Annotated in this window: 19 protein-coding genes; 12 read left to right on the forward strand and 7 right to left on the reverse strand. The window is 70.2% G+C overall.

The genetic code is table 11. From position 1 onward, the window contains the following. Positions 1 to 49 precede the first annotated feature (49 nt). Positions 50 to 655 carry a DUF6461 domain-containing protein gene (locus LWJ43_RS29555; protein WP_277335227.1) on the forward strand — a complete coding sequence of 202 codons (606 nt, stop codon included), beginning with the start codon at positions 50 to 52 and terminating at the stop codon, positions 653 to 655. 117 nt (positions 656 to 772) lie between these two features. Here LWJ43_RS29555 and LWJ43_RS29560 read toward each other — a convergent pair whose 3' ends face one another. Continuing rightward, positions 773 to 979, reverse strand: a complete 207-nt coding sequence (locus LWJ43_RS29560) for a hypothetical protein (protein ID WP_277335228.1) — start codon at positions 977 to 979, stop codon at positions 773 to 775. A gap of 221 nt (positions 980 to 1,200) precedes the next feature. Between LWJ43_RS29560 and LWJ43_RS29565 the strand changes: the two genes are divergently transcribed. Then, complete coding sequence (locus LWJ43_RS29565) at positions 1,201 to 2,775, forward strand: hypothetical protein (RefSeq protein WP_277335229.1); 1,575 nt, start codon at positions 1,201 to 1,203, stop codon at positions 2,773 to 2,775. A 27-nt stretch (positions 2,776 to 2,802) separates the two neighbouring features. On the opposite strand, the gene LWJ43_RS29570 is transcribed toward LWJ43_RS29565, so the two are convergent. After that, positions 2,803 to 3,396 (reverse strand): LURP-one-related/scramblase family protein, encoded by a 594-nt coding sequence (locus LWJ43_RS29570; RefSeq protein WP_277335230.1) that lies wholly within the window; start codon positions 3,394 to 3,396, stop codon positions 2,803 to 2,805. A 436-nt stretch (positions 3,397 to 3,832) separates the two neighbouring features. Beyond that, positions 3,833 to 5,002, reverse strand: a complete 1,170-nt coding sequence (locus LWJ43_RS29575) for a hypothetical protein (protein WP_277335231.1) — start codon at positions 5,000 to 5,002, stop codon at positions 3,833 to 3,835. Positions 5,003 to 5,253: 251 nt separating this feature from the next. Between LWJ43_RS29575 and LWJ43_RS29580 the strand changes: the two genes are divergently transcribed. Further along, the gene (locus LWJ43_RS29580; RefSeq protein ID WP_277335232.1) at positions 5,254 to 8,205 is read left to right on the forward strand and encodes a GH59 galactosidase; all 2,952 of its coding nucleotides are present in this window, start codon (positions 5,254 to 5,256) and stop codon (positions 8,203 to 8,205) included. A gap of 88 nt (positions 8,206 to 8,293) precedes the next feature. Here LWJ43_RS29580 and LWJ43_RS29585 read toward each other — a convergent pair whose 3' ends face one another. Continuing rightward, positions 8,294 to 9,445 carry a substrate-binding domain-containing protein gene (locus LWJ43_RS29585; protein ID WP_277335233.1) on the reverse strand — a complete coding sequence of 384 codons (1,152 nt, stop codon included), beginning with the start codon at positions 9,443 to 9,445 and terminating at the stop codon, positions 8,294 to 8,296. A 199-nt stretch (positions 9,446 to 9,644) separates the two neighbouring features. On the opposite strand from LWJ43_RS29585, the gene LWJ43_RS29590 reads away from it, so the two are divergent. The 5 genes from LWJ43_RS29590 (at position 9,645) to LWJ43_RS29610 (ending at position 14,561) form a co-directional block, all read left to right on the forward strand. Beyond that, positions 9,645 to 10,664, forward strand: a complete 1,020-nt coding sequence (locus LWJ43_RS29590; RefSeq protein WP_277335234.1) for a hydroxyacid dehydrogenase — start codon at positions 9,645 to 9,647, stop codon at positions 10,662 to 10,664. A gap of 53 nt (positions 10,665 to 10,717) precedes the next feature. After that, positions 10,718 to 11,986: an ABC transporter substrate-binding protein gene (locus LWJ43_RS29595; protein WP_277335235.1), complete on the forward strand. Its 1,269-nt coding sequence runs from the start codon at positions 10,718 to 10,720 to the stop codon at positions 11,984 to 11,986. Next, on the forward strand, positions 11,983 to 12,927 hold the full coding sequence (locus LWJ43_RS29600; RefSeq protein ID WP_277335236.1) for a carbohydrate ABC transporter permease: 945 nt from the start codon (positions 11,983 to 11,985) through the stop codon (positions 12,925 to 12,927). Before LWJ43_RS29595 ends, LWJ43_RS29600 begins: the two co-directional genes overlap by 4 nt. Next, on the forward strand, positions 12,924 to 13,835 hold the full coding sequence (locus LWJ43_RS29605) for a carbohydrate ABC transporter permease (RefSeq protein WP_277335237.1): 912 nt from the start codon (positions 12,924 to 12,926) through the stop codon (positions 13,833 to 13,835). Before LWJ43_RS29600 ends, LWJ43_RS29605 begins: the two co-directional genes overlap by 4 nt. Before the next feature lie 63 nt (positions 13,836 to 13,898). Then, on the forward strand, positions 13,899 to 14,561 hold the full coding sequence (locus LWJ43_RS29610) for a DUF624 domain-containing protein (protein WP_277335238.1): 663 nt from the start codon (positions 13,899 to 13,901) through the stop codon (positions 14,559 to 14,561). Positions 14,562 to 14,563: 2 nt separating this feature from the next. On the opposite strand, the gene LWJ43_RS29615 is transcribed toward LWJ43_RS29610, so the two are convergent. After that, positions 14,564 to 15,094, reverse strand: a complete 531-nt coding sequence (locus LWJ43_RS29615) for a hypothetical protein (RefSeq protein ID WP_277335239.1) — start codon at positions 15,092 to 15,094, stop codon at positions 14,564 to 14,566. Between the two features lie 373 nt (positions 15,095 to 15,467). Here LWJ43_RS29615 and LWJ43_RS29620 point away from each other — a divergent pair, with 373 nt between their 5' ends. Then, complete coding sequence (locus tag LWJ43_RS29620) at positions 15,468 to 16,334, forward strand: heparinase II/III domain-containing protein (protein WP_277335240.1); 867 nt, start codon at positions 15,468 to 15,470, stop codon at positions 16,332 to 16,334. Between the two features lie 341 nt (positions 16,335 to 16,675). Beyond that, on the forward strand, positions 16,676 to 18,901 hold the full coding sequence (locus LWJ43_RS29625; RefSeq protein ID WP_277335241.1) for a serine/threonine-protein kinase: 2,226 nt from the start codon (positions 16,676 to 16,678) through the stop codon (positions 18,899 to 18,901). Between the two features lie 74 nt (positions 18,902 to 18,975). Here LWJ43_RS29625 and LWJ43_RS29630 read toward each other — a convergent pair whose 3' ends face one another. Beyond that, on the reverse strand, positions 18,976 to 20,157 hold the full coding sequence (locus LWJ43_RS29630) for a PP2C family protein-serine/threonine phosphatase (protein WP_277335242.1): 1,182 nt from the start codon (positions 20,155 to 20,157) through the stop codon (positions 18,976 to 18,978). 168 nt (positions 20,158 to 20,325) lie between these two features. Here LWJ43_RS29630 and LWJ43_RS29635 point away from each other — a divergent pair, with 168 nt between their 5' ends. Further along, the gene (locus LWJ43_RS29635; protein WP_277335243.1) at positions 20,326 to 21,489 is read left to right on the forward strand and encodes a TetR/AcrR family transcriptional regulator; all 1,164 of its coding nucleotides are present in this window, start codon (positions 20,326 to 20,328) and stop codon (positions 21,487 to 21,489) included. A 117-nt stretch (positions 21,490 to 21,606) separates the two neighbouring features. Here the strand turns inward: LWJ43_RS29635 and LWJ43_RS29640 are convergent, their stop codons facing one another. Continuing rightward, positions 21,607 to 22,815 carry an oxygenase MpaB family protein gene (locus LWJ43_RS29640; RefSeq protein ID WP_277335244.1) on the reverse strand — a complete coding sequence of 403 codons (1,209 nt, stop codon included), beginning with the start codon at positions 22,813 to 22,815 and terminating at the stop codon, positions 21,607 to 21,609. Positions 22,816 to 23,093: 278 nt separating this feature from the next. On the opposite strand from LWJ43_RS29640, the gene LWJ43_RS29645 reads away from it, so the two are divergent. Further along, entirely contained in the window at positions 23,094 to 25,055 is a 1,962-nt protein-coding gene (locus tag LWJ43_RS29645; protein ID WP_277335245.1) for an acyl-CoA dehydrogenase family protein, read from the forward strand. The last annotated feature ends 93 nt before the right edge of the window (positions 25,056 to 25,148 follow it).

The raw sequence follows: 25,148 nt of genomic DNA on the forward strand, positions 1-25,148 counted from the left end.
ACCACCCGGGGCCCTTCCACTGTCAGTCAGGGGAGCCATGATTTGCGGTATGACGAAGACCGCAGCTGACTACGCATGGTTCGAGGAAGACTTTCCGGACATCGCCGAGGCGTACTGCTTCACCCTGGTGCGAGGTCTGACACCGGCTGAGGTGGTGTCCCGGTTCGAAGGGAGGGAGGAGCCCTCCTTGCGCGGCATAGCAGCGGTCACCGACGCGGCCTTCGCCCGGTACGACCTGGAGGAGGGCGGACACCAACTGGTCGCTATGACGACCGTCGGCTCCTGGACCCTGCTGATCGAGCCGAACGGCTACCTCGGGGTCACCGAGGAGCGAGCCATGCCGGCCTCCGCCGGGGCGACCTGGGTGTCCCACTTCGTGAACATCAACGCGGTCGGTACGTTCCTCTGGGCCGAAAACGGGGTCCGGAGGCTCTGCTTCGACCCGATGTTCCCGGAGGACCGGTGGGGCACCACACCTGACGAGCTCGTCGGTGTCATGCAGAAGATCGGTTTCCACTTCGACGAGGACGCTCCGGAGACCGATCTGTCCTCGTCGGCCGCGTTCGCCTTGGCAGAGCACCTGACCGGCGTCGCCATCACTCCTGCGCTCCTCGAGGACACGACGTTCGCCTGCGCCAGGATACGGATCCGCTGACCGTCCGCGCCGGGAGCCGGCACACGGCCGAGGAAGAGGTCCGGTGCATGAGCTGTTCGGGAAGGCCCTCTCACCGGCCATGCGCCCCGCCTTCGGTGCACCGGTTCCGCTCACGCGTCACGATCTGCTCGCCCGCGAGGCCGCGGAGAGGCCGGTGGCGGTCCAGGCCATCGCGACGGCCCCGTCGAGGACGGCGCGGTCGGCGGCCGGTGTGATGCAGGCGGCAGTGTATTCGGGCTGGTGGTTGACCGCGGGTGCGCAGTCCAGCCCGGGACGCGCAGGTGACAGCCGGTCGGCCGAGGACGGATCACGCGTATCGATCACGGCGTATCCCGAGACGGGTGGGAGCGGGTCGGCCGGGCTGTTCACGGCGCGGCGCGGACGCCCGCATTCTGTGGACGTGGCAGGTGGTGCGGTGCGGCGCCCGACACGTCCACCACCCCACGCCCCGCAGAGTCCGTGAGGAGTTTCCCTGCCGCACCCCTTCTGTTGGCCAGGCACGGCTACCTTCGCCTCGCCCGGTCCGGCACAGGAGAGGTACATCCATGAGCACCCCGATCCGACGCACCCCGGCGCGTCAGTCCGCAGCCGTTCTGACGTCGGCCCGGCAGCGTGGGGAAGGGGTGCGGGCCGGGAGCGCGTCCGCTCGTTCGACGGAGCGTGCATTCCTCGAGTTGCAGTCCCGCATCGGTAACCGGGCCGCGACCGCGGTGGTGCAACGTGCCCGGGACACCGCAGGAGGGAGTGCGGCGGAGAACGGCGACGCGTCCGCCGCAGCGAAGAAGAAGAACTATCGCGACCGGATCGCCGGGCTCCTCGACAGGTTCAAGAAGAACCTCGAGCCCATCGACACCTTCGTCAAGGGCTTCCAGACCCCCACCAACGCGGGATTCACCCAGCAGGCCGCCGTCGCGGCCAACGAGGGCCTCAAACACTCCGTCGCAGCCTCGGGGACATCCGCCGCCTCCGGGAACCTCCTGACGGAGGCCGCCGGCACCGTGGTCAACGGCATGGACGCCTACAAGAACCTGAAGGACGCCAAGAAGCACGAGACCGGGGCCGGCCACCACACGGCGAAGAAGAAGGCCAAGACCAAGGGGGCCGACACGGTGGTCGGCGCCGCCGGTTCGGCGAGCTACAGCGCGGCCGTCGCCAAGGAGGTGACCAAGATCCAGAAGGCTGCGGACGCCGCGGTGGCTTCCGAGGTGAGTGGTGTCGCGAGCGCTTCCGTCGGCGCGGTGAAGGGCATGCGGTCCGTCATCCGTGTCGGAGGAGCGGCCCGCAAGTACAAGCAGGTCAAGAAGCTGGGGGATCCCCACCTCGTCCACGCGGGATCCCTGGCCCGGCTGAACGAGTCGCGGGAACAGGCCAACTGGGCCGCGGCGGAGGCCTACGTCGCGCTGGACGCCTACTGGAACCATGAGGGCCAGGGGCTGGAACACGTCTCCGAGGCCATCGACGCCGCATGGGAGGCGATGGGCGAGGCCCGTGACGCCGCCCAGAGCCTCCAGCGCGCCGAAAGAGACGTCGAAAAGCTGAGCAAGGCCCAGGGGTACGCGAAGAAGAAGCAGCTCACCAAGATCGGCAAGGAGACGGTCGGAGGCGGGGGCGAGTCCGTCAAGGCCGCTGCCGGTGTCGTGACGGCGGTCGCGGCGGGAACCGCGGGACTGGCGAGCAACCCGGTCGGATGGGGCCTCGCGGGCGCCGGCGCAGGCCTCGTCCTCGGCGTCACCATGTACAAGGCGCTCCGCGCCGCCACGAAGCGCTACGAAGAGGCCCACCACCCCGAGCGCTGGGCACCCGAGGGTGAGACCCCGGCGGAGGCCGCTTCCCGCAAGGATTCGCTGAAGCACGCCCTGAAGTTCTGGAAGAAGGTGTCCAAGGGCGAGCGCCAGGCCATGGCCCGCGAGATCTACGCCCTGGCGGCGGGTCCGGAGGTCTCCGGGAGCGGCAGCACGACGGCCGAGATGCGGGAGTCCGCCAGGGCCCTGCTCATCGCTCTCAAGTCCGGCCCCGCCAAGCACAAGCTGGAGCCGGACGCGTGGGCCGACAGCCTCAACGACCCGTCGAGGAGCGCCGGCTGGATCAAGGAGATAGCGGAGCAGCTGGCCTCGGGGTGACCAGGGATCCCGACGGACCGGGCGAGGTCACTGCAGGGCGTCCAGTGCGACGGCCTGCGCGATGGCCAGACGGCGGTCGAGACCTGCACTCGCGATGTCCACCCGGTAGCGGTCGCGCAGCCCGAACTTCCTCTCGACCGCCATCCAGCGCCTGCCGCCTTCGGTGAAGTCGAAGTGACGCGGCCATGCGAACGGCACGAACTCGGTGGCCGGCAGGTAGTCCCAGATCCGTCGCAGCACGGCCAGCGCCGCGTTGCGCTCGCGCCCGGTGAGCTCCGTCAGCCCCGGCTGCTCGAGGACCCATGTCGAGCGCAGCAGGGAGGTCAGCGTCTTCTCGCGGAACGAACCGATGGGGCTCCCGTCCTCGCCCCGCACCGTGTAGACGGCGCCGACGTCCGTGACCTGGTCGGCCTCGAAGGTGCACAGGACGCGGTCCCGGGACTCGTCGGTGTAGACGATCACCTGTTCCTTCAACGCCATCAGCTCCTGCTCGGCGAAGGCGACGACCTCGCCGGCCGTCCCGTCGGGACCGGCGGAGCTCACCACGTACTGGTTGGTCATCACGGTCATCTTCTGGTGCACGACGAATCGCTCCGCCGCCTGCAACTGCGTGGTGTCCACGGGGTGTCTCCTCTTGTCGCGTCTCTCGCGCCGGCCGGTGCCGCCTGCTCTCGGCCGTCTCCGGCCTGCGGAACCATCGTCGCGACCACTCCCGCCCGGGGGCAGTCCCGGAAAGTCGCGCACCTCCGCGACCAAAGGCGGGGATGTGCGGACCTCCACCAGCGCGTACACACCCGTGCTTGTCCACTTTCGTCGTTCGCCCCTCCCACGGACGGCAGGTGCGGCACTCGCGGGCGGTGGGCGTCGTCGGCGCTGTGACTGAGCGCGGTGGTCGGCCCCGACGGACAACGGCGACGCACATGACCCAGTCGGGTGCGCGGGCGACGTGGTCGAGGGCCGGCCGGCACCGAGCACCGTAGATGGCCTCGGCCGACGACTTCGACGCTCAGCCCTCAGGTGGGAGTGTCCTGGGCGCACGGTGTGGTGGCGGGCAAGGTCACAGCAACGCAGCGATTGCCTCCCGGGTGTCGGGCAGCCCGGCCGCGCGGAACCACAACACGTTCCCGCCGACGCCGCCCGTCGACCCGTCGGTGTCCACGAAGGCCCGCAACAGGTCGCGTTGGGCGGGGGAGATCGGGTGGGCGGGGTCGTAGCCACCAGCAAAGGCTCTGAGCAGGATCGGCCCACGTTCGAAGTCGACGACCGACGTGCCCCCCGCGGCCACGATGGCGACCGCCACCGGTGCCACCTCCTCGAAGGTTTCGGCCAGGGCGAGCGCGGAGCGCAGCACGGTGAACCGGAACCACCCGTCGAGCCCGGGCAGTGGCTCCGGGAACCAGCCGTCCGTCGTTCGCGGGTCCCGCAGGGCATCGAGGAGGACGGCGAGATCGCGTGGCCGATCAGCATGGGTGGGACCGAGCGCGGCGCAGACCCGCACAGCCGGGTCGGAGTCGGCGAGCAGGTCGGCGGTGTCCATCCCCCACACGCCGAGCGCCCGCGCCGCACTCGCACGCTCCCGGCGCCCCGACACCGCGCCCAGCCGTGCCCGCAGCAGCGTGGCCGCCCGCGGCACCCGGTCGGCGAGCCCTGGGGCGGAGAGGAGCGGCACTGCGGCGCGGAGCGCGGCCTCCCGGACGTGGGGATCGGGGCTGGAGAGAAACGGTTCGACGGCGTCGTAAAGGGCGGGGCGTATCTTCCGGCACGCGTGCAGTGCGGCGAGCTCGTCCGGGTCGCGCTCGCGTCGCGTCTCGTCGTGCCAGGGAGCCCACTGCCAGTCGGCTCGGTCGCGCACCGGATCCTCCCCGTAGGCGGCCGACTCGGCGACCTGCCCCAGCCAGACGAGCAGGGCGGCCCGCAAGCCGCGCGGCGGCCCGTCGTCCCACGGGAAGTGTCCTTCGTGCTCGGCGAGGCTCATGGGGTGGTCGAGGATCGCGGCGACGAACAGAGCCGCGGGCGCGGTGACGGTGTACAGCGATCCCTGGTGCAGCACGCCCATGTCCAATGCCGCCAACGCCTCGGACCGGACCTCGGGATCCTCGTCCAGGAGGGAGCACAGGGAGGCCGGTATGTCCTCGCCGGATCCGTAGGCATGCTGAAGGCACTTCCAGTTCGTTCCCGACAGCAGTTCTCGAGCCGCCGCCGGCAACCCGCTCAGGATCCGCGTCACTCGGGCACTCTCGCCAGTCCTCATGCCCGCACCCTGTCAGCACCCACCGACAACGCCCCCTTCGGAAGGACGGAGCGAGTGGCTCGGCACCCGGCCCCGGTGTTCGAGTGCGAATGAGTGTGGTCGTGTACGGGTGATCCGTAGAGAGCGTGAGCGGCCCCGTTGTGTCATGTTCCCGCGCCCGAGCCAGGACGAGGCAGACGAGGCAAAGGAATCGAAGCTGGATGCGTACACAGAGGACGCGCGCGCGAATGAAGACGCGTGCACAGAAGAAGTCGAGATGGGCGGCGCTCGCCGCGGCCGCCGCCGTGACGCTGGGGACGGGACTGGTCGCGGCACCTCCCACGCACGCGGTCGACGACCCGGTCGAGGTCGTGGTCGACGGTGACGACGTACGTGCCGACAACGTGAACGGCCTGACGTACAAGGGCCTCGGCGTGCTCAGCTGCAACAGCACGAGCAATCTGCTGATGGACTACAAGGCCGAGCACCCCGCACGGTACTGGCAGCTCATCCGCGTGCTGTTCGGAGGCGGAAACCCCCTCGTCAATCACGTCAAGGTCGAGATGGGGACGGACACGAACACCTCGACCGGCGCCGATCCGGCGACCATGCGCACCCGCGACGAACTCGCCGACGCCTCCCGCTCCCCGGGCTTCCAACTGGCCGCCGACGCCAAGACGGTCAACCCGAAGCTCAAGGTCTCGATCCTGCGCTGGGAAATGCCCCGATGGGTCCAGGAGGAATGGAACAAGGGCACCGGCACCGACGAGATGTACCGCTGGTACAAGGAGACCGTTCTCGACGTCTACGAGAAGTACGGGTACATGATCGATTATGTCGACCCGGACAAGAACGAGACCCGCTCGCCGGACATCCCGTTCGTCAAGTGGTACAAGAACGCGGTCGTGAGCGACACGGACTTCGCGAGCGACCGCTACGGGATTCCGGAGGGGAAGCGGAAGGCGGCCGCCGAGGCCTACCACCGCATCAAGATCGTCGCCTCCGACGAGAACAACACCCTCGACATGGGCCCGGCGATGCTCAGCGACGCCGATCTCTTCGGGATCGTCGACGCGGCGGGTTACCACTACACCACGGAGGACCGGCGCGAGGGGCCCGTGGACAGCCCCACCTATTTGCCGTACACGAAGCTGGCGACCGGCGACAACACCTACGGCCAGGACAAGGAGGTCTGGTACAGCGAGGGCACCGCCTCGTTCGGCTACACCGAATACCGTGTCAACAACACAGAGGGCCCGAACGGTGCCAGTACCGGAATCGGCGGCGTGCAGAGCGCCCTCGACGTCGCCAACCGTCTCGTCAAGAGTTACGCGAACTCCAAGCGCACCCACTACATCTTCCAGCCGGCGATCGGCTCCTTCTACGAGGGCGCCCAGTACAGCCACAAGGAGCTCGTCAGCGCACGCGACCCGTGGTCGGGACATCTCCACTACGACGCTGCGCTGTACGTGATGCAGCACTTCACCGGATTCGCCAGGACGGGCTGGGAGAACGACACGAACACGGCGGGCATCTGGCGCACGGTTCCCGAAGCCAGTCACAGCGGGGTGAGCGGCACCGAGAACGTCGACGGCTCCAACGGTGCCCCCAGCTACATGACACTCGCCGACCCCTGGAAGAAGGACTTCTCGACCGTCGTCGTCAACGACAGCGACCAGCCGAAGACGTACCGGATCAAGGCCGAGAACCTGCGGCTCGGCAGCGACCCCACGATGGAGGTGTGGGAGACCCGGGCGGCCGGCGCCGGGCAGCGCTACGACGCCAACTTCAAGCGGCTGGCCGACGAGATCCGGCCGGATGCCGACGGCGCGTACACGTACACCGTGGAGCCGCGGTCCGTCACCACCCTGACCACGCTCGACAAGAGCTCCGACGCGTCCACGAAGCAGCGCCTGCCCGGGTCCGGTGAGCGCGCCGTCCTCGACAGCGACAGGAGCGGCAAGCGCCCCGACACCCGTGACGGGTACCTGTACGCGGACGATTTCGAGTACGACGAGGAGGGCAAGGTCGCAGTCGGCGGGACGCTCCAGCCGTACCTCGCCTCGCGCGGGAACCAGCCCCGCTACATGGTCGACCAGACCGGGGCATGGGAGGTGGGCGATGACGGAGTGCTCTACCAGTACATGGACGGGTCCATGAAGGACACCGCCGCCTGGAACAGGAACACCCCCAACACCACGGTCGGCGACTTCCGCTGGGAGAACTACAGGGCGTCCGTCGACGTCTCCTTCCCCGACCCGGACGGCGGTCTCGCGGCCCTGGGGGTGCGCCAGCAGAAGGGCATGGCGATCAGCGACGCCGCCTACAACCTGCGCATCGGCCCTGACGGGGCCTGGACGTTCTACGAGTACGGCACGGCCCGCGCGCGGGGCGAGGTCGCGGCGGCCGACGCCTACCGCCTCGCCGTCGAGGCGAAGGGGGCGCAGGTCACCGCCTTCGTCGACGGAAAGGCGGTCGCGACCTACGACGACCCGACCCCGCAGACCGAGGGCCGCGTCAAGCTCGGGAGCGGCTTCCAGAAGACCGGCTTCGACAACCTGCAGGTCGAGAGGATCGACGGCTACACACCGTACGCCAGTGCGCAGCTGGACAACATGGACAGCGCGGTCACGTACGAGGGCGCGTGGAGCCGGAAGGCCTCGTACGGCGACGCGATGGACTGGTACCGCTCGACGTCCACGAGCGCGACGGCCGGCGCGTCCTTCACCGTCCCCTTCCGCGGGACGGGAGTCGACGTCATCGGCGGCAACGACGGCAGCGCCGTCCTCGACGTCCACGTCGACGGCGTACTCGTCGCCAGGGACGTGAGGACCGCGGCCACCGACAAGCGTCTGGCGGCGTACACGCTGCGCGGTCTGCCGGACGGCAGGCACCGGGTGAGGTTCGTCCTGAAGTCGGGGACGCTCGTCCTCGACGCCCTCAACACCTTCTCCGCCTCCCACGCGGGGCAGGGCAAGGTGGACACGACGCCGATCCGCCGTGCCCTCGCGGAGACCGCGGCGCCGGAGCGCACGTCGTACACAGCCGCCTCGTGGGACGTGTACGCGCGTGCCGTCGCCGCCGGGAAGTCCGCCGTGGCCGGGCGGGACGGCCTCGACACCATCGGCGTCGAGCAGCTCGCGAGGAGACTGCGGACGGCGTACGGCCAGTTGGCCCGTGAGGAGGGTGCAGCGCGCTAGACGGCTGCCGACGGGGCGGGCGGTCCCGGCGGAACACTCGCCGGGGCCGCTCAGGCCGGTTCGTGCCGCAGCGACTTCGGGGGCGCGGTCACGGAGTGCGTGCGGCCGGCAGCGACGAGGCGCGAATCACCAACTCGGGGAGGATGAGCGCCCGCTGGGCCGGACGTCGACTGCCTTCGAGCAGGCGCGCCAGCATCATCTCGACGGCGGTGCGACCCACGAGCGCCTTGGGCGGACGTACCGCTGTGATGGCCGGGTCGGCGAGATGGGCGACCTCGTCGTCGTAGCTGACGATCGCCAGGTCGTCGGGGACGCGGATGCCCTGCTCGGTCAGGTACTGGACCACCGAGAGCGCGTCGGGGTCGCTGTGCACGATGAGCGCCGTGATGCGGGAGCGGCGGCAGCCTTCCACGATGTCACCGATGATCCTGCGGTGTCCCGGGACATCGAGGGCAACGCTCTCGCGTATCAGGAAGCCGTCGGACAGGCCGAGTTCGGCACAGGCCCGGTGCCACCCCACGGCGAGGTGCGCCGAGGTGGGACTGCCCTTGGACAGCACGAGCCCGATATCGCGGTGGCCGAGCGCGTGCAGGTGCCGGACCGCCATCTCCAGCCCGGTCGCGTGATCACTGCGCACCCATTCGAGCTGGTGCGGCGTCGGGGTCCAGTGGGGCGTGTCGCGCTCCACGAAGATCACGGGGACCGGCAGCTTGCTGATCCAGTCGATCATCTCGTGCATGCCGGGGCCCTCCAGGTTCGGCGCGAGGAGCACCCCCTGCACCTGTCCGGATTCGGTCAGCCGGACGATCTGCCGCCGGTCCTCCGTCTGGTCGTAACTGGAACCCCGCAGCTGGACGTTGACGCCGTGCGCCGCAGCGGCGTTGCGGACGCCACTGACGATGTGCGGCCAGTAGAAGTCCAGCGAGGGGACCACCATCCCGATCGTGAACGCAGGCATCGCGAGCCGCCTCCGGCGCACCGGCTCCTGCTCCAGGGCGGAGGGCAGTGTCGCCCCGCCGTGCACCCTGGTCAGCAGGCCGCGCTCGGCCAGCGCCGCGATGTCGCGCCGGATCGTCAGCTCGCTGACCGAGAGGTCCCGTGCGAGATCGCGTACGCGAACAGCGCCGTGCAGCCGCAGCTGGTCCATCAGCCGTTCACGGCGTTGCAGCGCGAAGAGCTGGTCCGTCCTCGTGGCCGATCCCGCGGGCCCCTCGGGCCCGGTGAGCCGTGTCGACGTCATGGCGCATCCCCTCCCGTCCGGAGCTGATCCCGGGCGATGTTCGAGTCTGAACGGATTGTTTCGTCTCTGGTCGAGCTCTGGTGGGTCTGTGTGGGTGACCACTATCTCTGACTCAGCGTCTTCTGGCTGGAACTCGCCGGAAACACGGATGGCACCTGCTGTTTGAGCGGGCGCCCGGAGGCAGAGGAGCCCGCACCGTATGCAGACCAAGGCCCGCGCTCTGGTCGTGATGAGCAGGTCCAGCTTCGAAGCACACTTCGATCAGGACCGGCTGCGCCGCCTCGCCGCCCTCGTGGCCCTCGACGAGCCCTGCTGGACGGACGACCTCGACAACGCACGGTCGCGCGAACGCCTGGCCCGCGCCGACGTGCTGATCACGTCGTGGGGCGCACCCGCGCTCACACCGCAGCGGCTCGCCGCGGCACCCCGCCTGCGGGCCGTCCTGCACGGGGCGGGCAGCGTGCGCGACCTGGTCGGACAGGAGGTGTGGCGCCGCGGGATCCGGGTGACCAGCGCCGCCGACGCCAACGCCGTGCCGGTGGCGGAGTACACCCTCGCCGCGATCATCTTCGCCGGGAAGAAGGTCCCGTTCCTCGCCGCCGACGAGCAGCACGCGTACGGGGGCTGGGGCTCGGTCACCGGCTACGGTGACCTCTCCAACTTCCGGCGGACCGTCGGCGTCGTCGGCTTCTCGCGGATCGGCCGGCAGGTCGTCGAGCTGCTGCGGGTGCTGCGCGGCACCACCTGCCTGGTGGCCGACCCGTACGCCGACCCGGAGGAGGTGGCACGGGCCGGGGCGAGGCTCGTACCGCTGGAGGAGATGCTGCCGCAGGTCCACGTACTGTCCGTGCACGCCCCGGAACTGCCCGAGACCCATCACCTCATCGGCGCCGAGCAGCTCCGCCTGCTTCCCGACTTCGCCACGGTCATCAACACCGCGCGCGGTTCACTCGTCGATCCCGACGCGCTGGCGGCCGAGTGCGCAGCCCGCCGGCTCTTCGCGATCCTCGACGTCACCGACCCCGAACCGCTGCCCGCCGACTCGCCGCTGCGCCGCCTCGCACGCGTGATGATCACGCCGCACATCGCCGGGTCCCTGGGCACCGAGACCGGCCGGCTGACCGACCACGTCCTCGACGAACTCGACCGCTGGGTCGCCGGCAAGCCGCTGCGGGCCGAGATCTCCGCGGAGAGCTGGGCCCTCGGCCTGAGCGCCTGACCCCGGCCCCGCTCGTCCCACCCTTCCCAACCGCTCGAAGGAGAGCCGCCGCAATGAAGTTGACGAAGAACCTCGCCCGGATCGCACCGCTGGTCGTGGCCGCGACCCTCACCGCCACCGCCTGCGACGCCAGCGGCACGGACAGCACCTCGTCGTCCGACGGCAGGACCGTCGTGAAGATCGCGCTGTGGAACTACAAGACCACGCCCGAGTTCAAGGCCCTGATCGAGGGCTTCGAAGCCGAGAACCCCGGCATCGACGTCCAGCCGGTCGACATCCTCGCCGACAACTACCCGGACAAGGTCACCACCATGCTCGCGGGCGGTGACACCACCGACGTCCTGACCATGAAGAACGTCACCGACTACGCCCGCTACGCCACCCGTGACCAGCTCCTGCCGCTGACCGAGGAGGCGGCCGGGCTGGACAAGGCGTCGTACTCCGGTCTCGACGACTACGACCTCGACGGCAAGTACTACGCACTGCCCTACCGCTCGGACTTCTGGGTCCTCTTCTACAACAAGGACATGGTCGGCAAGGAAGACCTGTCCGGGCTGACCTGGGACCGCTACGCGGAGCTGGCGAAGAAGTTCACCAAGGGCTCCGGCTCCGACAAGGTCTACGGCACCTACCTGCACACCTGGCGCTCCGTCGTCCAGGCGATCTCCTCCGCGCAGACCGGCGGCGACCAGCTCGGCGGCGACTACTCGTTCTTCAAGGACCAGTACGAGATGGCCCTCGGCCTGCAGAAGGCCAAGGCGACCCTGCCGTTCTCCACGGCCTCCAGCAACCAGATCACCTACGACTCGCAGCTGACCACCGGCAAGGCCGCCATGGTGCCGATGGGCTCGTGGTGGGCGGCCGCGCTGCTCGCCGAGAAAGCACAGGGCAAGAACGACATCAACTGGGGCATGGCGCCGATGCCGCAGGTCGAGAAGGACGGCAGGACCGTCACCTTCGGATCGCCGACCGCGTTCGCCGTCAACAAGAAGTCCCGCAACGCGGACGCCGCCAAGAAATTCGTCACCTGGGCCTCCGGTCCGCAGGGAGCCGCCGCCGTCGCGAAGATCGGCGTCACGCCCGCGTACACCAGCGACAAGATCCTCGACACCTTCTTCTCTGTCGACGGCATGCCGGCGGACGCGCTGTCCCGCAGGACGATGCAACCGACCACGGTGCAGCTGGAGATGCCGGTCAGCGACAAGACCTCGGACATCGACCAGATCCTCAAGGAGGAGCACGAGATGGTCATGAGCGGCGAGAAGTCCGTGGACGAGGGCGTCAAGGAGATGGACAAGCGTGTGAAGGACGAAGTCCAGTGAGTGTCGACGCGCCCACCGCCACCCAGCACGCGCCCGGCGGCGCCTCCGCGGCCCACCAGGCCGCCGCGAAGCGCCGGCGGCGGCGCAACCTCCTGGTCGGCTGGTCGTTCATCCTGCCGAACTTCCTCGGCTTCGCCGCCCTCACCCTCGTCCCGGTGATCGGCGCGCTCGCGATCTCCTTCACCCACTGGGACTCCTACTCCACCCCGAAATGGGCGGGCCTGGACAACTTCCAGCGGCTGTGGGACGACTCCAACTTCTGGGCCGCGCTGCGGAACACCCTGTACTACGCGGCAGGACACATCCCGCTCACCCTCGTGGTCGCGCTCGGCCTCGCCGTGCTGCTCAACCAGAAGCTGCGCGGCGTGCACGTCCTGCGGACCGCCTTCTTCTTCCCGTACATCACCTCGCTCGTCGCCGTCGCCGTGGTGTGGAACATGCTGCTCAGCCCAGAGTCGGGGCCGGTCAACCAGTTCCTGACGTTCCTCGGCGTCGACCACCCACCGGGGTGGACCAGCTCCCAGGACTGGGCGATGCCCGCACTGATCGTCACGAGCGTGTGGCGGGACATGGGCTACTACATGGTGCTGTTCCTGGCCGGGCTGCAGACGGTCCCCGCCGAGCTGTACGAGGCGGCCCGCATGGACGGCGCAGGTGCCTGGCAGCGCTTCTGGCACGTCACCCTGCCGGGCCTCCGGCCCACGACCTTCTTCGTCACTGTCATGATCACGGTCTCCAGCTTCAAGGTCTTCGACCTGGTGCAGGTCATGACCGAGGGCGGACCTGGCCGCTCCACCCTCGTCCTGTCCCAGCTGATCTTCCGCGAGGGCATCACGCAGGGCCGCTTCGGCTACGCCTCGGCGGTCTCCCTGGTGCTCTTCCTGATCTGCCTGGTGATCACGGTGATCCAGTTCCGGATGCAGCGGAGGAGCGAGCGATGAGTACCACTGTGCTGCGCAAGGACAGCAGTGCGCCCACACCCCCGGCTCCCGCAGGTCCTCCTGAGGGGCCCCGTGCCCGCGGCGGCGCGGTGGCGCTCCTCGGGCAGATCGCCCTGTACGCGCTTCTCGCCGTGGTGGCCCTCGCGGTCCTCCTGCCCTTCATCTGGATGCTGATCTCGTCGGTCAAGGACGACCGAGACGTCTTCACGGTGCCGATCCAGTGGATCCCCGAAGAGTTCAAATGGGAGAACTTCGCCACCATCTGGACGCGGGTGCCGTTCGCCGCCTACCTCGGCAACTCGTTCTTCCTGAGCATCGTGATCACGTTTCTGCAGGTGCTCACCGGCAGCTTCGCGGCGTACGGCTTCGCCAAGATGCGCTTCCCGGGACGGGATCTGCTGTTCACCGGCTACATCGCGACGATCGCGGTGCCGTGGCAGGCGTACATGGTGCCGCAGTACGTGATCATGCAGAAGTTCGGCCTGGTGAACTCGTACACCTCGCTCATCCTGCTGCAGGCGTTCGGCGCTTTCGGAGTCTTCCTGATGCGGCAGTTCTATCTGACGATCCCGGACGAGATCAGCGAGGCGGCCCGCCTCGACGGCCTGACGGAGTACGGCATCTGGGCGCGGATCGTGCTTCCGCTGTCCAAGCCGGCGCTCGCGAGCCTCGCGCTGCTGACGTTCGTGAACACCTGGAACGACTACATGGGCCCGTTCATCTACCTGACCGACAACCGGCTGTGGACCGTGCAGTTGGGGCTGCGCGCCTTCATCGGGCAGTACGACGCGGAGTCGGCGATGATCATGACGGGTTCCGTGCTCTCACTGGCGCCGGTCCTGGCGGTGTTCCTGCTCGGCCAGCGCTACTTCGTGCGGGGCATCGCGACGACCGGCGTGAAGGGCTGAGACATGCGGAGAACGGGGGCGAGCCCGCGAGCGCGGCTCAATGTCCCATACGACTCATGGGGGTTGATCTGGGCGCACGTCCACCGCGTGCTGGTCGTCAACCTCGGCATCGCCGTGGCGAACCTGCCCCTGCTGGCCGCGCTGCAAGTCACCCACCAGCCGTGGCGGCACCCGGTGTTCTTCGGGCTGTTGCTGCTCGTCCTTCCGGGACCCTCCCTCGCCGCCGCGTTCGCCTACCTGGACGCGGCGACCGGGGACGAGCAGGCGCCGCTGAGGCTGTTCGCCCGGGCCTACCGACAGCTGTACCGGCGAGCGGTGCTGGTCTCGGCACCCTTCGTGCTGCTCGTGATCGTGGCAGCCGTGGATGTCGTGGCGCTGCGGACATCCGCGCTGGGAACGGCGGTCGTGCCGATGGCGGTGGTGGTCGCGCTGGTGGCCGCCGCGGCCTGGCCGGTCGCACTCGCGCAGGTGGCCGCGGGCGGGAGCGTCGGACGGAGGCTCTTCCTGCTGGCGCCGTACGCCGTGCTCCGGCACGGGCTGCCGGCCCTGATGAACCTCGTGCTGGGCAGCGTGGTCCTGTTGCTCGTCAACCAGGCGCCGCTGCTGGGCCTCGCGGTGCTGCCCGGCTGCGCGCTGTTCGTGGTGTGGCGCAACTGCCGGGTCATGGCGGCCGTCAGCGACCCAGGCGTGGCGGGCGATCGGGTCGTACTCGAGGGGGAGGCGTGATGTCACCGACAGCATCCGGTCCGGGACCGAACCGGCGGCATGCCCCGGACGCCGACCCGTTGACCGGGCTGCATGCCCGCATCCGGTCGGCTGCGGACTCCGCGCGGAGCACGCAGATGCCGGACCTGCCGTTCTCCGCGTACCGCCGCTTCGACGACGACGGCGACCGTCTGGCCTACGAAAAGCTGTACTTCCGGCGGAGAGCGCTGGTGACAGCTCTCGCCGCCGAGGCCCTGATCGACCCGGCAGCCGAACTGGGCCCCCTGGAAGACGCGTTGTGGTCCGTCTGCGACGAGTACACCTGGGCGCTGCCCGCCCACGAGGCGCATGCGACGGACCTCGACCGGGGCATGGACCAGTGCCTCGACCTGTTCGCCGCGCTCACCGCGCAGCTGCTGGCCGAGACGGTCGGGGTCTGCGGCGGCCGGCTCCACCCCCGGGTCGCCGCCCGCGTCCGCGACCAGGTGGACCACCGGGTGCTGTCCCTCCTCGCCGACGACGGACGTCCGCTTCCGTGGGAAGGCTGGGCGCACAACTGGGCCGCCGTGTGCGGCGGTTGCGCGGGCCTCGCGGCACTCGCCCTGTGGGACCCGGGACCGCGCCTGACTCGTGTCCTCGACCGGTGCCGGCGCGCCCAGCTCACCTACCTCAGTGGCTTCGGCGACGACGGGGGCTGTGCGGAAGGGGTGGGCTACTGGGTGTTCGGTTTCGCGCACTTCGTCTACTTCGCCGAAGGACTGCGGGAGTTCACCGGGGAGGACCTGCTCGCGCACCCCAAGGTGTCGGCCGTCGCCAGGTTTCCTGGCGCCGTGCATCTGGGCGGCGGGCTGTTCCCCGCCTTCTCGGACGGGGAGGACCGGCCCCGGGTGCCCGCCGGTCTCGCCGGACAGCTCGCGCGGAGGCTCGGTGTCCGGGTCCCCGCCGAGGCGGTGGAGGCCACCGACGGCGGGGCGGACCTCCCACGGGACTGGGCCGACCTCTCGCGCACCCTGCGCTGGGGCGCCCCGGTCCCCGCCCCCGCGCCGGAGCCCGAGCCCCCCCACGGCGTACCTCCCCGACCTCGCCTGGCTGGTCGACCGTGGACAGGGCGTCGCCTTCGCGGCCAAGGGCGGCCACAACGCCGAGCCGCACAACCACAACGACCTCGGCCAGTTCGTGCTGGCGGCCAGGGGCGAGGTCCTGCTCGCCGACCTGGGCGCGGGCGAATACCGCAAGGGGTACTTCGACGAGGCCACGCGCTACACGTTCCTGCACGCCTCCTCGCGCGCGCACTCCGTTCCACGCGTCGACACGCGCGAGCAGTCCGCGGGCGGCGCCCGGGCGGCCGAGGTCCTGGAGCTCCACGTCCACGCGCACGGTGCGGAGCTGACCCTCGACCTCGCCGACGCCTACGAGGTGCACGGACTGACGGCGCTTCGCCGCGCCTTCTCCTGGCACCGCGACACCGGGGAACTGCTGCTCGTCGACGGGGTGGAGACGGAACGCCCGGTGCCGCTGGAAGAGGTGTTCGTCAGCCGGCTGTACCCCGAACTCCGCGCGGACGCGGTGGTGTGGACCGGAACCGAGGCACGGGCCCACCTCGGCCTGCCGGAAGGCTGCGTCCCGCACGTCGAAACGGTGCACACCACCGACCACGAGGGCGCCCCCGACACGGTCCACCTCCTACGGCTCGGCTTCGACCTCGTCGAGCGGCGGACCCGGTTGCCGTTCCGTTTCACCGTCGGCCCCTGCCACCCGGACGGCCGCCCGGGACCGACGGAGGAGGGCCCTTGACGGCCCTGCCGGAGGGGAGTGGCACGGTGGGTCCGGTACCCGGTGGGCCGTGTACCCGAGTTGCCGGCCTCAGCGCCGGCCGGGACCAGGCGGCACATGCCTACCGGCTCGTACCCACTGCGCCGGACAGTCGTGTGTGATGCACCGCCAGGTCCGTGCCCGGTTCTCGCGACGGCGGACGCGGCCGGCGGAGCCCTCCTCCCGTGCGGCACGGGTGGCTCCGGACTGCCTGTTCGTCACCCTCTCTGCTCCGCCGTACCGTCCAGCGGTTAGTTTGTGTGCAGGACGGATACGCAGGCCCGTGCAGGCAGAGGCGCACGGAGGACGGGAGGTGGGGAGGCGTGTCGTTGCGCATGGGCGATCCAGCCGAGATCGGCGGTTATCCGCTCGAGGCCCGGCTCGGCTCGGGTGGCATGGGCACGGTCTTCCTTGCCCGTACGAGTTCGGGGCGGCCCATCGCGATCAAACTGATCCACCAGCAGTTCGCCGGGGACGACGAGTTCCGCATCCGCTTCCGGCAGGAGGTGGCGGCCGCCAGGAGGGTGAGCGGCGCGTTCACCGCCGCCGTGGTCGACGCCGCCCCCGAGGCCGAGCAGCCGTGGATGGCGACGACCTACATCGAGGGGCGGACGCTCGCCCAGCGCATCGCCGAGCAGGGTCCGCTGGACGGGGCGGAGCTGAGAAGGCTCGCCATCGGGCTGGCCGAGGCGCTGCGCGACATCCACCGGGTGGGAGTCGTCCACCGTGACCTGAAGCCCTCGAACGTCGTGCTCTCGCCCGAGGGTCCGCGCGTCATCGACTTCGGCATCTCGCGCGCCGCGGACCAGCAGACGCTGACGATGACCGGCCGGGTCATCGGTACGCCCCCCTTCATGTCGCCGGAGCAGTTGCAGGCGCCGCGTGGTGTGGGACCGCGGTCCGACGTCTTCTCCCTGGGGACGCTGCTGGTATACGCGGCGACGGGCCACGGGCCGTTCGACGCGGACAGCCCCTACCTCACCGCGTATCAGGTGGTGCACGAGGAGCCGTCGCTGGGCGTCGTGCCGAAGGCCCTGCGCGCGGTCGTCGAGCCGTGCCTGGACAAGGAGCCCGGGGGCCGCCCCTCGGCGGACGAACTCCTCGTGCTCCTGAGGGACCTTCCGGACGACCTCGGTGGGACCGGCGTGCACGAGGCCGGTGCGGGCCGCACCCGTGACATGGTCACTCAGCATCATGTGACCCAGGACACCCCGGTTCCGGCTGTTCCGAGCCCCGCCCCGGCCGGCGCCGGCACCTCGGTCGGCCGCCGTCTGCGCAGCCGGTGGCGGCCCGTGCTCGCGGCCGCGGTCGCCGTCGCGGCGATCGGCGGGGGAGTCGCCGCACTGAGGGCGGGAAGCACCGGAGGCGGCACGGACGGCGATAAGGGCGAGCGCGTCGCGGCGCCGGCTGCCTCACTCCCGACCGGCTTCGGCCCGTGGCGCAGGACCGTGCAGGGCGGTCGCGAGGACATCCCCGACGAACTCCGGTGCGTCGCCCGCGGCGACGCGCTGTTCTGCGGGGGCGGCGGTGTGGTCGCGACCCGTATCAGGGCCATGGACGGCTCCCGGGTGTGGACGGCGAAGAGCCCGGGCGTCCCCGTCCAGGGCATGCATGTGGTGGGTGCCACCGAGGACACGGTGCTCGGTTACCGCTTCGCCGCCGAGGACGCCCCGCAGGACCCGCACAGCGAGGTGGTGGCCCTCGACGCGGACGACGGCCGTGAGCTGTGGGCCGTGCCGTCCGGCGCCCAGTCGACCGCCGTGACGGGCCGGAGCCAGGACGCCCTGGTGGTCGGCTCCGCCGTGGTGACGGTCGACGCCTCCAACTCCCGTTTCGAGGCCCGTGACGCCCACAGCGGTGACGTGACCTGGACGACGTCGTTCCCGGCGGGTACGCAGTGCGCCCCCGTCCCGGCGGGCGCACAGCTCCTCGCCATGTGCGCGACGGACGCGGAGGTGGATGCCGTGGAGGTGCGCCGTCCCGTCCTCCACACCGTCGACCGCACGTCGGGGGCACTGGGCCGGGCCATCGCGGTCGACGGGCCCGCCGTGCCGATGGGCGTCTCCGACGGCAGGCTCGTTCTCCTTCGGCAGCACATGGAGGGAGCGGCGCTGACCGGGTACGACGGGACGGCGGTGATCGACCCGGCCTCGCGGAAGGTCACGTACTCCCGGCTGGCCAGGACATACGCCGGGACACCCGGCATGGCGGACGGCACCGTCTACCTGGCCGGACAGGCAGGTCTCGTCACGGCGCTCGACCCCGCGACCGGCCGGGAGAAGTGGTCGCGGCAGACGGGCGTGGAGGGCGCGTCCGGGCCAGTGGCAGGATCCGGCGCACTGTATTTCAGCTCTGCCACCGGCCGGGTGGTCGCCCTGTCACCGAACAGCGGCAAAACCCTGTGGGCCACGGATCCGCAGGTCGACGGCCTCACGGGCGAGCAGGGCGCAAGTCCGCGCGTGACCGTCGCGGGTCGTGCCGTGATCGTCGCGGCGGCGGAGAACACCCTCTTCGCCTTCGACACGCAGAAGCCGCCCAGGTCGGGCTGACCGGCGCGGCGCCGGACCCCCCGTCCGGGCCCCTCCTTCCACCGCCTCGCCGGCAGGCGTGTCCGGCGCGGCGGTCAGGGAGCGAAGCCTTCGCCGGTTCCGTGCCAGTCCAGGATGACGACGGTCGCGTCGTCGTTGAGATTGCCCCGGCAGGCGTCCAGCACCGCCCTGGTCAGCTTGCGGACGGCCTCCCTGGGGTGCAGGGCACGGGTGTCGCTCACGAGGCGGACGAGGTCGACAGCGGCTGCCCCGCGTTCCTGCATGCCGTCGGTGAGCAGGACCAGACGGTCTCCGGGATGCAGCTGAAGTTCCTGGAGCCGGTAGGAGGTGGGTGCGGCGACACCGAACGGCAGGTTGACGGCGAGCGGGACCTCCTCGGCTTCGGCAGCACCGTCCCGCAGGCGCAGAGGCCAGGGATGTCCGGCGTTGACCAGTTCGCACATGCCTGTTTCGAGGCGGATGCACAGCAACTGTCCGGTGGCCAGCCCGCGGCTGTGGCTCAGCAGGGCCTCGTGGGCCTTATGAGCCTGGTGGAGCGCGTCGCAGCCGGTGCGGCGCGCTCCGCGCAACGCACCCGTGACCAGCGTCGCCAACAACGCGGACTCGGTGTCGTGGCCCATCGCATCGGTGATGGACAGGTACAGCGTGTCCCGGTCGAGGGTGTAGTCGTAGGTGTCTCCGCCGATGTCGTCGGCCGGCACGAGGCCCGCGGCGAGGGTGAACTGGGGAGCCTCGCAGCAGGAGGACGAGGGCAGCAGCTGGTGCTGGATCTCGGCGGCCAGACTGGTCCTGGTGGTCCGCCTGCCGGCGTGGTACAGGTCGGTGAACCGGCGGTCCGTGACGATGATGTAGGCCAGTGCGTGAGCCGCTTCGCTGATCTGTCCCAGCACGGTGTCGTCGGCGTACCCGAGCGTCACCTCCAGCAGACCGATGCAGTCGCCGCGATTGCTCACCGGCGAGATCACCCGTCGTCCGCCCTGGCCGTCGGTCTCCACGTGCTGCCGCTGGCTGCGGAGGACCGTGTCGTAGACGGTGCCCTGCAGATCGATCGGATCCTCGGTGTCCTCCATGTCGCCCTCGGTGGGCGCGGTCAGGCGCAGCAGCCGTTGCTCCATGAGATCGACGAACAGGAACGACACCCGGTCCGCCCCGAATCGTTTGCGCAGATCGTGCGCGATCACGCCGACGGACTCCCCGGGCGGCGCGGACTCCGCTGCGGTCAGAAGCTCGCCAAGTTCCAGATTTCTGCCATCCATGGCAACCTCCCTTCGTCTGTCGCCACTTATGCCCCGGGTTTCGTCAACCTCACCTGTGCGTTCGTCACGCCGGGTCACGACGTGCCTGGTCGGCCGACCGCGGAGGGCCTGGGTGACGTGTGGTTCACTGATCGGCATGGCCTCGTCTCCGCAACCGCCCGTTCGGCTGTGACCGCCGGTCCGACCGCGGCCACTCGGCCCCGCAACCGCAAGCAGCTCATCGTCGAGGCGGCCGGCCGGGTCTTCAGCGAGCGCGGCTACCACATGGCTTCCATGGAGAAGATCGCCGCCGGTGTGGGGATCACAGCGGCGGCCCTGTACCGGCACTTCCCGAACAAGTACGCGCTGTTCGCCGAGTGCGCCGACGTCATGGCGGACCGGCTCGTCGCCGCCGTCGACGAGGTGCCCTCCGGGGCGACGCCGGCGGATGTGCTCACCGCCGTCACCCGGGTCACCGTCGCGCATCGCGCGTCGGGCGGGGTGTACCGGTGGGAGGCCCGGTACCTCCATCACGAGGACCGCCGGCAGCTCAGGGCGAAGTTCAGGCACGTCATCGGGCGGGTGGACGAGGCCGTGCAGCGCGAGCACCCGCTGCCGGACGGGCGCCTGCGGGCCATGGCCGCGCTCGGCGCCATCGGCTCGATCACCATGCATCACACCTCGATCGCTCAGCGCCGTGCCGAGGAACTGCTGTCGGCGTCAGCGCTGAGGGTGACCGCTGCCGATCCGGCGACGGCCCGTGACAGTGCCCGCGCTGTCGAGGTGGTCGTCCACCCGGTGCCGCGCACGCGACGCGCGGAGATCCTGGCGGCCGCCATTCCCCTGTTCGCGCGGGACGGGTTCGCCAGCGTCACGAACGGGCAGATCGCGGAGGCGGTGGGGCTGGCCCCGTCGGCGCTCTACCGTCACTACTCCGGCAAGGTCGACATCCTGGCGGCCGCGTGTCTCCAGGCGGCGGGGCTCCTGGCCCGGACGGTGGACCAGAGCCTCCACCAGGTGTCCGGCCCGCACGACGCCGTCGTCGCGCTGGCGGCGACCTACGTGGCCTACAGCTTCGAGTACACCGCGCTCAACAGCGTCGCCGAGGCCGAGCTCGTCGGTCTGCCGGCGGACCTGCGGCGGTCCCTGGTTCTCGCACAGCGTGAACACATCGCCGTCTGGGAGCAGCAGTTGCGGCTGGCCCGTCCGGAGCTGGACCCGCGCCAGGCCAGGGTGCTGGTGCACGCGGGGTTCGGCGTCGCTGTCGAGGCGGGCCGCGGGCTGCGGTGGCAGGACAGCCCCGGCCACCGCGACGCCGTGACCGCGCTGGTCATGGCGGCCCTGGGCTTCTGAACCCTGCGCGCCCGGCGCTCCCGTACGGCAGGCCGGGACGGATGCGCGGTCGCGAACCGGGTCCCGCCCCCGGCGCGACTGCCGAGGGGCGGCACCTGCGGGGCCGGATCCGGGGGCTCAGCCGGCCGGCCTGTTCCCCGTGGGGATCGTGATCGGGGTGGTGGTCGTGGAACTGCCCTTGTTGAGGAACAGCATGGCCAGGCCGCGCAGGAACTGGTCGAACATGTAGAAGGTGCCGGGCATGACGGGCGACAGGCCCTCGCGGAACAGGATGAAGGCCGGCCACACGGTGCGGACGAGGGCCGCCGCCGCGTAGTCGCGCGGAAGTTTCAGCCAGTCGCCGACCTCGTTGCTGAGGACGTAGCGCACGAACTCGTTCAGGAACCCGCGGGTGACACCGAGGTCGATCTCCGCCGTCAGACCGAGCAGCACCTCGGCCAGGTCGAGGCCCTCGGGCGTCGGGGCCAGGATCGGGGTGAGCACCTGCGCCGACTGCGCTTCCGCGGCCGCCCAGGTCCCGGGGATGTACTCGTCGGGCACACCGAGCAGATGGAGCGCGACCTGCCACGAATGCAGGAAGGCTTCCTGGTCCGCGGCCGACATCGGGACCTTCCAGTCGAGAAGCCTCCTGCGCACGAAGGTTCCCAGGCTGTGGAAGGTGACCAGGATGTCCGCGGCGCTGATGGGGATCGACTGGTCGGTGACCGCCCGCCAGTGGGGCGACTGAGGCAGCAGGTGACGCACCGCGCCGTGCACCAGCCGGGTCTTGTTGGCGGTGACGACGAACTGCCCGGTCGGCTTGAAGGCGTCCAGCTGGGACAGGTCGTAGCCGAACGTGAACGTCTTGGCCGCGCGGTCCTTCATGTCGGCTCCGCCCACCGACCAGTAGACGCTCCTGGCCTCGCGCGGGATCACGGTGCTCATGATCCCGCTGCCGAGGCCGTACAGCATGAACAGATAGGTGTCCTTGCGCCTGTTGAAGTCGGCTGCGCGGGCGAGCTTGACCGGATCCGCCCAGGACGGCAGCTTGTTGACCGTCCGCAGGTGCGCGGTCAGCTCGGCCGGCAGTCCGGCGGGCAGTGCGTCCCCGTTGTTCACCCACCCCGCCATCGCGGTGTTGACCGCCGGAACCTGGCCGTTCCGTAGCAGCGAGACCATCAGCGGGTCCGTCGCACTGTCCCAGACGTACTCCGGATCGACACCGGTGCCGCTGCCGGCCACCGAGTCCCTCGACGCCCACGCCCACGCCTTGGCGGGGTCTGCCGCGCCCACGAGGCCGAGTGCGACACCGAGGGAGAGGACCTTTCGCCTGTCGAGATTGTGCATTTACTTACCTGCTTCCCTGCTCGACCTGATGGTGTATTGCGCCTAAGTCGGACCGCTGATCCTGGATGCTTCGCGATTCCGGTCACGCCGACCGATGTGATTCGCAATTAACATAGCGATGCGGGTGACTGTCGGCAATGGTCATGACAGACGCTGCCGCGTCCGATCGCCTGGCCACGGCACGATCCGGCCCACCCGGCCGCGCCGTGCTTCCCCCGTACGGCTCCGACGGCCCCGGGCGGCCGCTTGATCGTCCCCGGGCGGGGTAGCGAAGTGGCATGGCCACTGACAAAACATCCACTGCTGCGAGCGGATACGTGCAGCCCGAGGTCGACGTCCGGGCGCTGACCGAGGTGCTCGACGGCGAGTACGCCGAGATCCGCGACCTCGTCCGGACCAACCTGGTCACGTATGCCTCGGTCCTCGAGGAGGCCGAGGAGCTCGGCGTCGACGCGTTTCGCGAGCGGGTGCGTGAGCTCGTGGTCGAGATGGCCGCGACAGGTCAGACCGGTATGGGCTTCCCGGGAAAGTACGGCGGGGGCGGTGACATCGGAGCCTCGATCGCCGCGTTCGAGACGCTGGCCTTCGGCGATCTGTCGGTCCTGGTGAAGGTCGGCGTGCAGTTCGGACTCTTCGGCGGGGCGATCCTGCATCTGGGCACCGGACGTCACCACGACGCCTACCTGCCGGACCTGATCACCGGGAAGCTGATGGGCTGTTTCGCGATGACCGAGACCGGGCACGGCTCCAACGTCCAGGCGCTCGGGACCCGCGCGACGTACGACGCCGCGGCCCAGGAGTTCGTCATCACCACGGACGGCGACCAGGCGCGCAAGGACTACATCGGCAACGCGGCCCGCCACGGCGAGCTCGCCGTCGTCTTCGCCCAGCTCGAGGTGGACGGGGCGTCCGAGGGTGTGCACGCGTTCGTCGTGCCGATCCGCGTCGGGGGAGAGGTGGCGCCCGGCGTACGGATCGAGGACGACGGCCGCAAGATGGGTCTCAACGGCGTCGACAACGGCCGCATCGGCTTCGACGGGGTGCGCGTGCCGCGCGAGGCGTTGCTGAACCGCTTCGCGGACGTCACCGCCGAGGGCGTGTACGAGAGTTCGATCGAGAACCCCGACCGGCGCTTCTTCACCATGCTCGGCACACTGGTGCAGGGGCGGGTCAGCGTCGGAGGCGCCGGGGTCAACGCGGCCAAGGTCGCCCTGACGATCGCCACGAAGTACGCCGTACGGCGCCGGCAGTTCGACGCCGCCTCGGACACCGAGGAGCAGCTGCTCCTCGACTACGGCCTGCATCAGCGTCGTCTGCTGCCGCTCCTCGCGAGGACGTACGCGCTGCACTTCGCGCAGGACGTCGTGCGCACACACCTGCACGAGGTCTTCTCCGGCATCGAGGACGACGCGTACGCGCGGCGCAGGCTGGAGTCACGTGCCGCCGGCACCAAGGCACTCGGTACCTGGCACGCCACCCGGGTCGTCCAGGAGTGCCGCGAGGCGTGCGGCGGCGCCGGTTATCTCGCCGTCAACCGGTTCGCCGCCCTCAAGAGCGACAGCGACATCTTCACCACCTTCGAGGGCGACAACCACGTCCTGCTGCAGCTCGTGGCCAAGGGCCTGCTCACCCACTACGCGAGCGAGTTCGAGGACCTGGACCAGCTCGGCATGGTCCGGCACGTCACCGGCCTCGCCGTCGAGACCGTCATCGAGAAGACCTCGGCGCACAAACTGCTCGAACGGGTACGGGACCTGCTGCCCGGCGGCGACGAGTGGGACCAGGAGGCCGGTCTGCTCGATTCGGAGTACCAGCTCGCCATGCTCCGCTACCGCGAGGAGCACATGCTCGCCGGTGTGGCCCGGCGGCTCAAGCGCGGGATCGACCAGAAGCGCAACCCCGGGGTCGTCTTCTCGCAGGTGCAGGACCACGTCATCGCGGTGGCCCACGCGCACGTCGAACGGCTGGTGCTGGAGGCGTTCGTCGACAAGGTGCGTGCACAGCCCGAGGGCGGCAACAAGGTCGCGCTCGGCCTGCTGTGCGACCTGTTCGCCCTGTCGACGATCGAGGCGGACCGGGCCTGGTTCATGGAGCACGGCCGGCTGACCGTCCAGCGTTCCAAGGCGATCAGCCGTGAGGTGAACGACCTCTGCCGCAAGGTCCGGCCCCTCGCGGTCGACCTCGTCGACGCCTGGGGCGTCCCGCCCGAGATGCTGCGCGCCCCGGACCTCGTGGGCTGATCCCGGAGGAGGGCGGGCGGGCCGTGCGGGTGGGACCGCGCGGCGACGGTCCGGCCGCACGGTACCGCGTGCGGCCGCCGGGAGGACCCCCGC

The organism is Streptomyces sp. JH34, from assembly GCF_029428875.1.
In the GTDB taxonomy this organism is placed as follows: Bacteria; Actinomycetota; Actinomycetes; order Streptomycetales; family Streptomycetaceae; genus Streptomyces.

Excerpts from the sequence above, each read along its gene's own strand:
- LWJ43_RS29605 (WP_277335237.1), top strand. The coding sequence starts at position 12,924 with ATGAGTACCACTGTGCTGCGCAAGGACAGCAGTGCGCCCACACCCCCG.
- LWJ43_RS29595 (WP_277335235.1), top strand. The coding sequence starts at position 10,718 with ATGAAGTTGACGAAGAACCTCGCCCGGATCGCACCGCTGGTCGTGGCC.
- LWJ43_RS29565 (WP_277335229.1), top strand. The coding sequence starts at position 1,201 with ATGAGCACCCCGATCCGACGCACCCCGGCGCGTCAGTCCGCAGCCGTT.
- LWJ43_RS29555 (WP_277335227.1), top strand. The coding sequence starts at position 50 with ATGACGAAGACCGCAGCTGACTACGCATGGTTCGAGGAAGACTTTCCG.
- LWJ43_RS29645 (WP_277335245.1), top strand. The coding sequence starts at position 23,094 with ATGGCCACTGACAAAACATCCACTGCTGCGAGCGGATACGTGCAGCCC.
- LWJ43_RS29580 (WP_277335232.1), top strand. The coding sequence starts at position 5,254 with ATGAAGACGCGTGCACAGAAGAAGTCGAGATGGGCGGCGCTCGCCGCG.
- LWJ43_RS29630 (WP_277335242.1), bottom strand. The coding sequence starts at position 20,157 with ATGGATGGCAGAAATCTGGAACTTGGCGAGCTTCTGACCGCAGCGGAG.
- LWJ43_RS29590 (WP_277335234.1), top strand. The coding sequence starts at position 9,645 with ATGCAGACCAAGGCCCGCGCTCTGGTCGTGATGAGCAGGTCCAGCTTC.
- LWJ43_RS29640 (WP_277335244.1), bottom strand. The coding sequence starts at position 22,815 with ATGCACAATCTCGACAGGCGAAAGGTCCTCTCCCTCGGTGTCGCACTC.
- LWJ43_RS29585 (WP_277335233.1), bottom strand. The coding sequence starts at position 9,445 with ATGACGTCGACACGGCTCACCGGGCCCGAGGGGCCCGCGGGATCGGCC.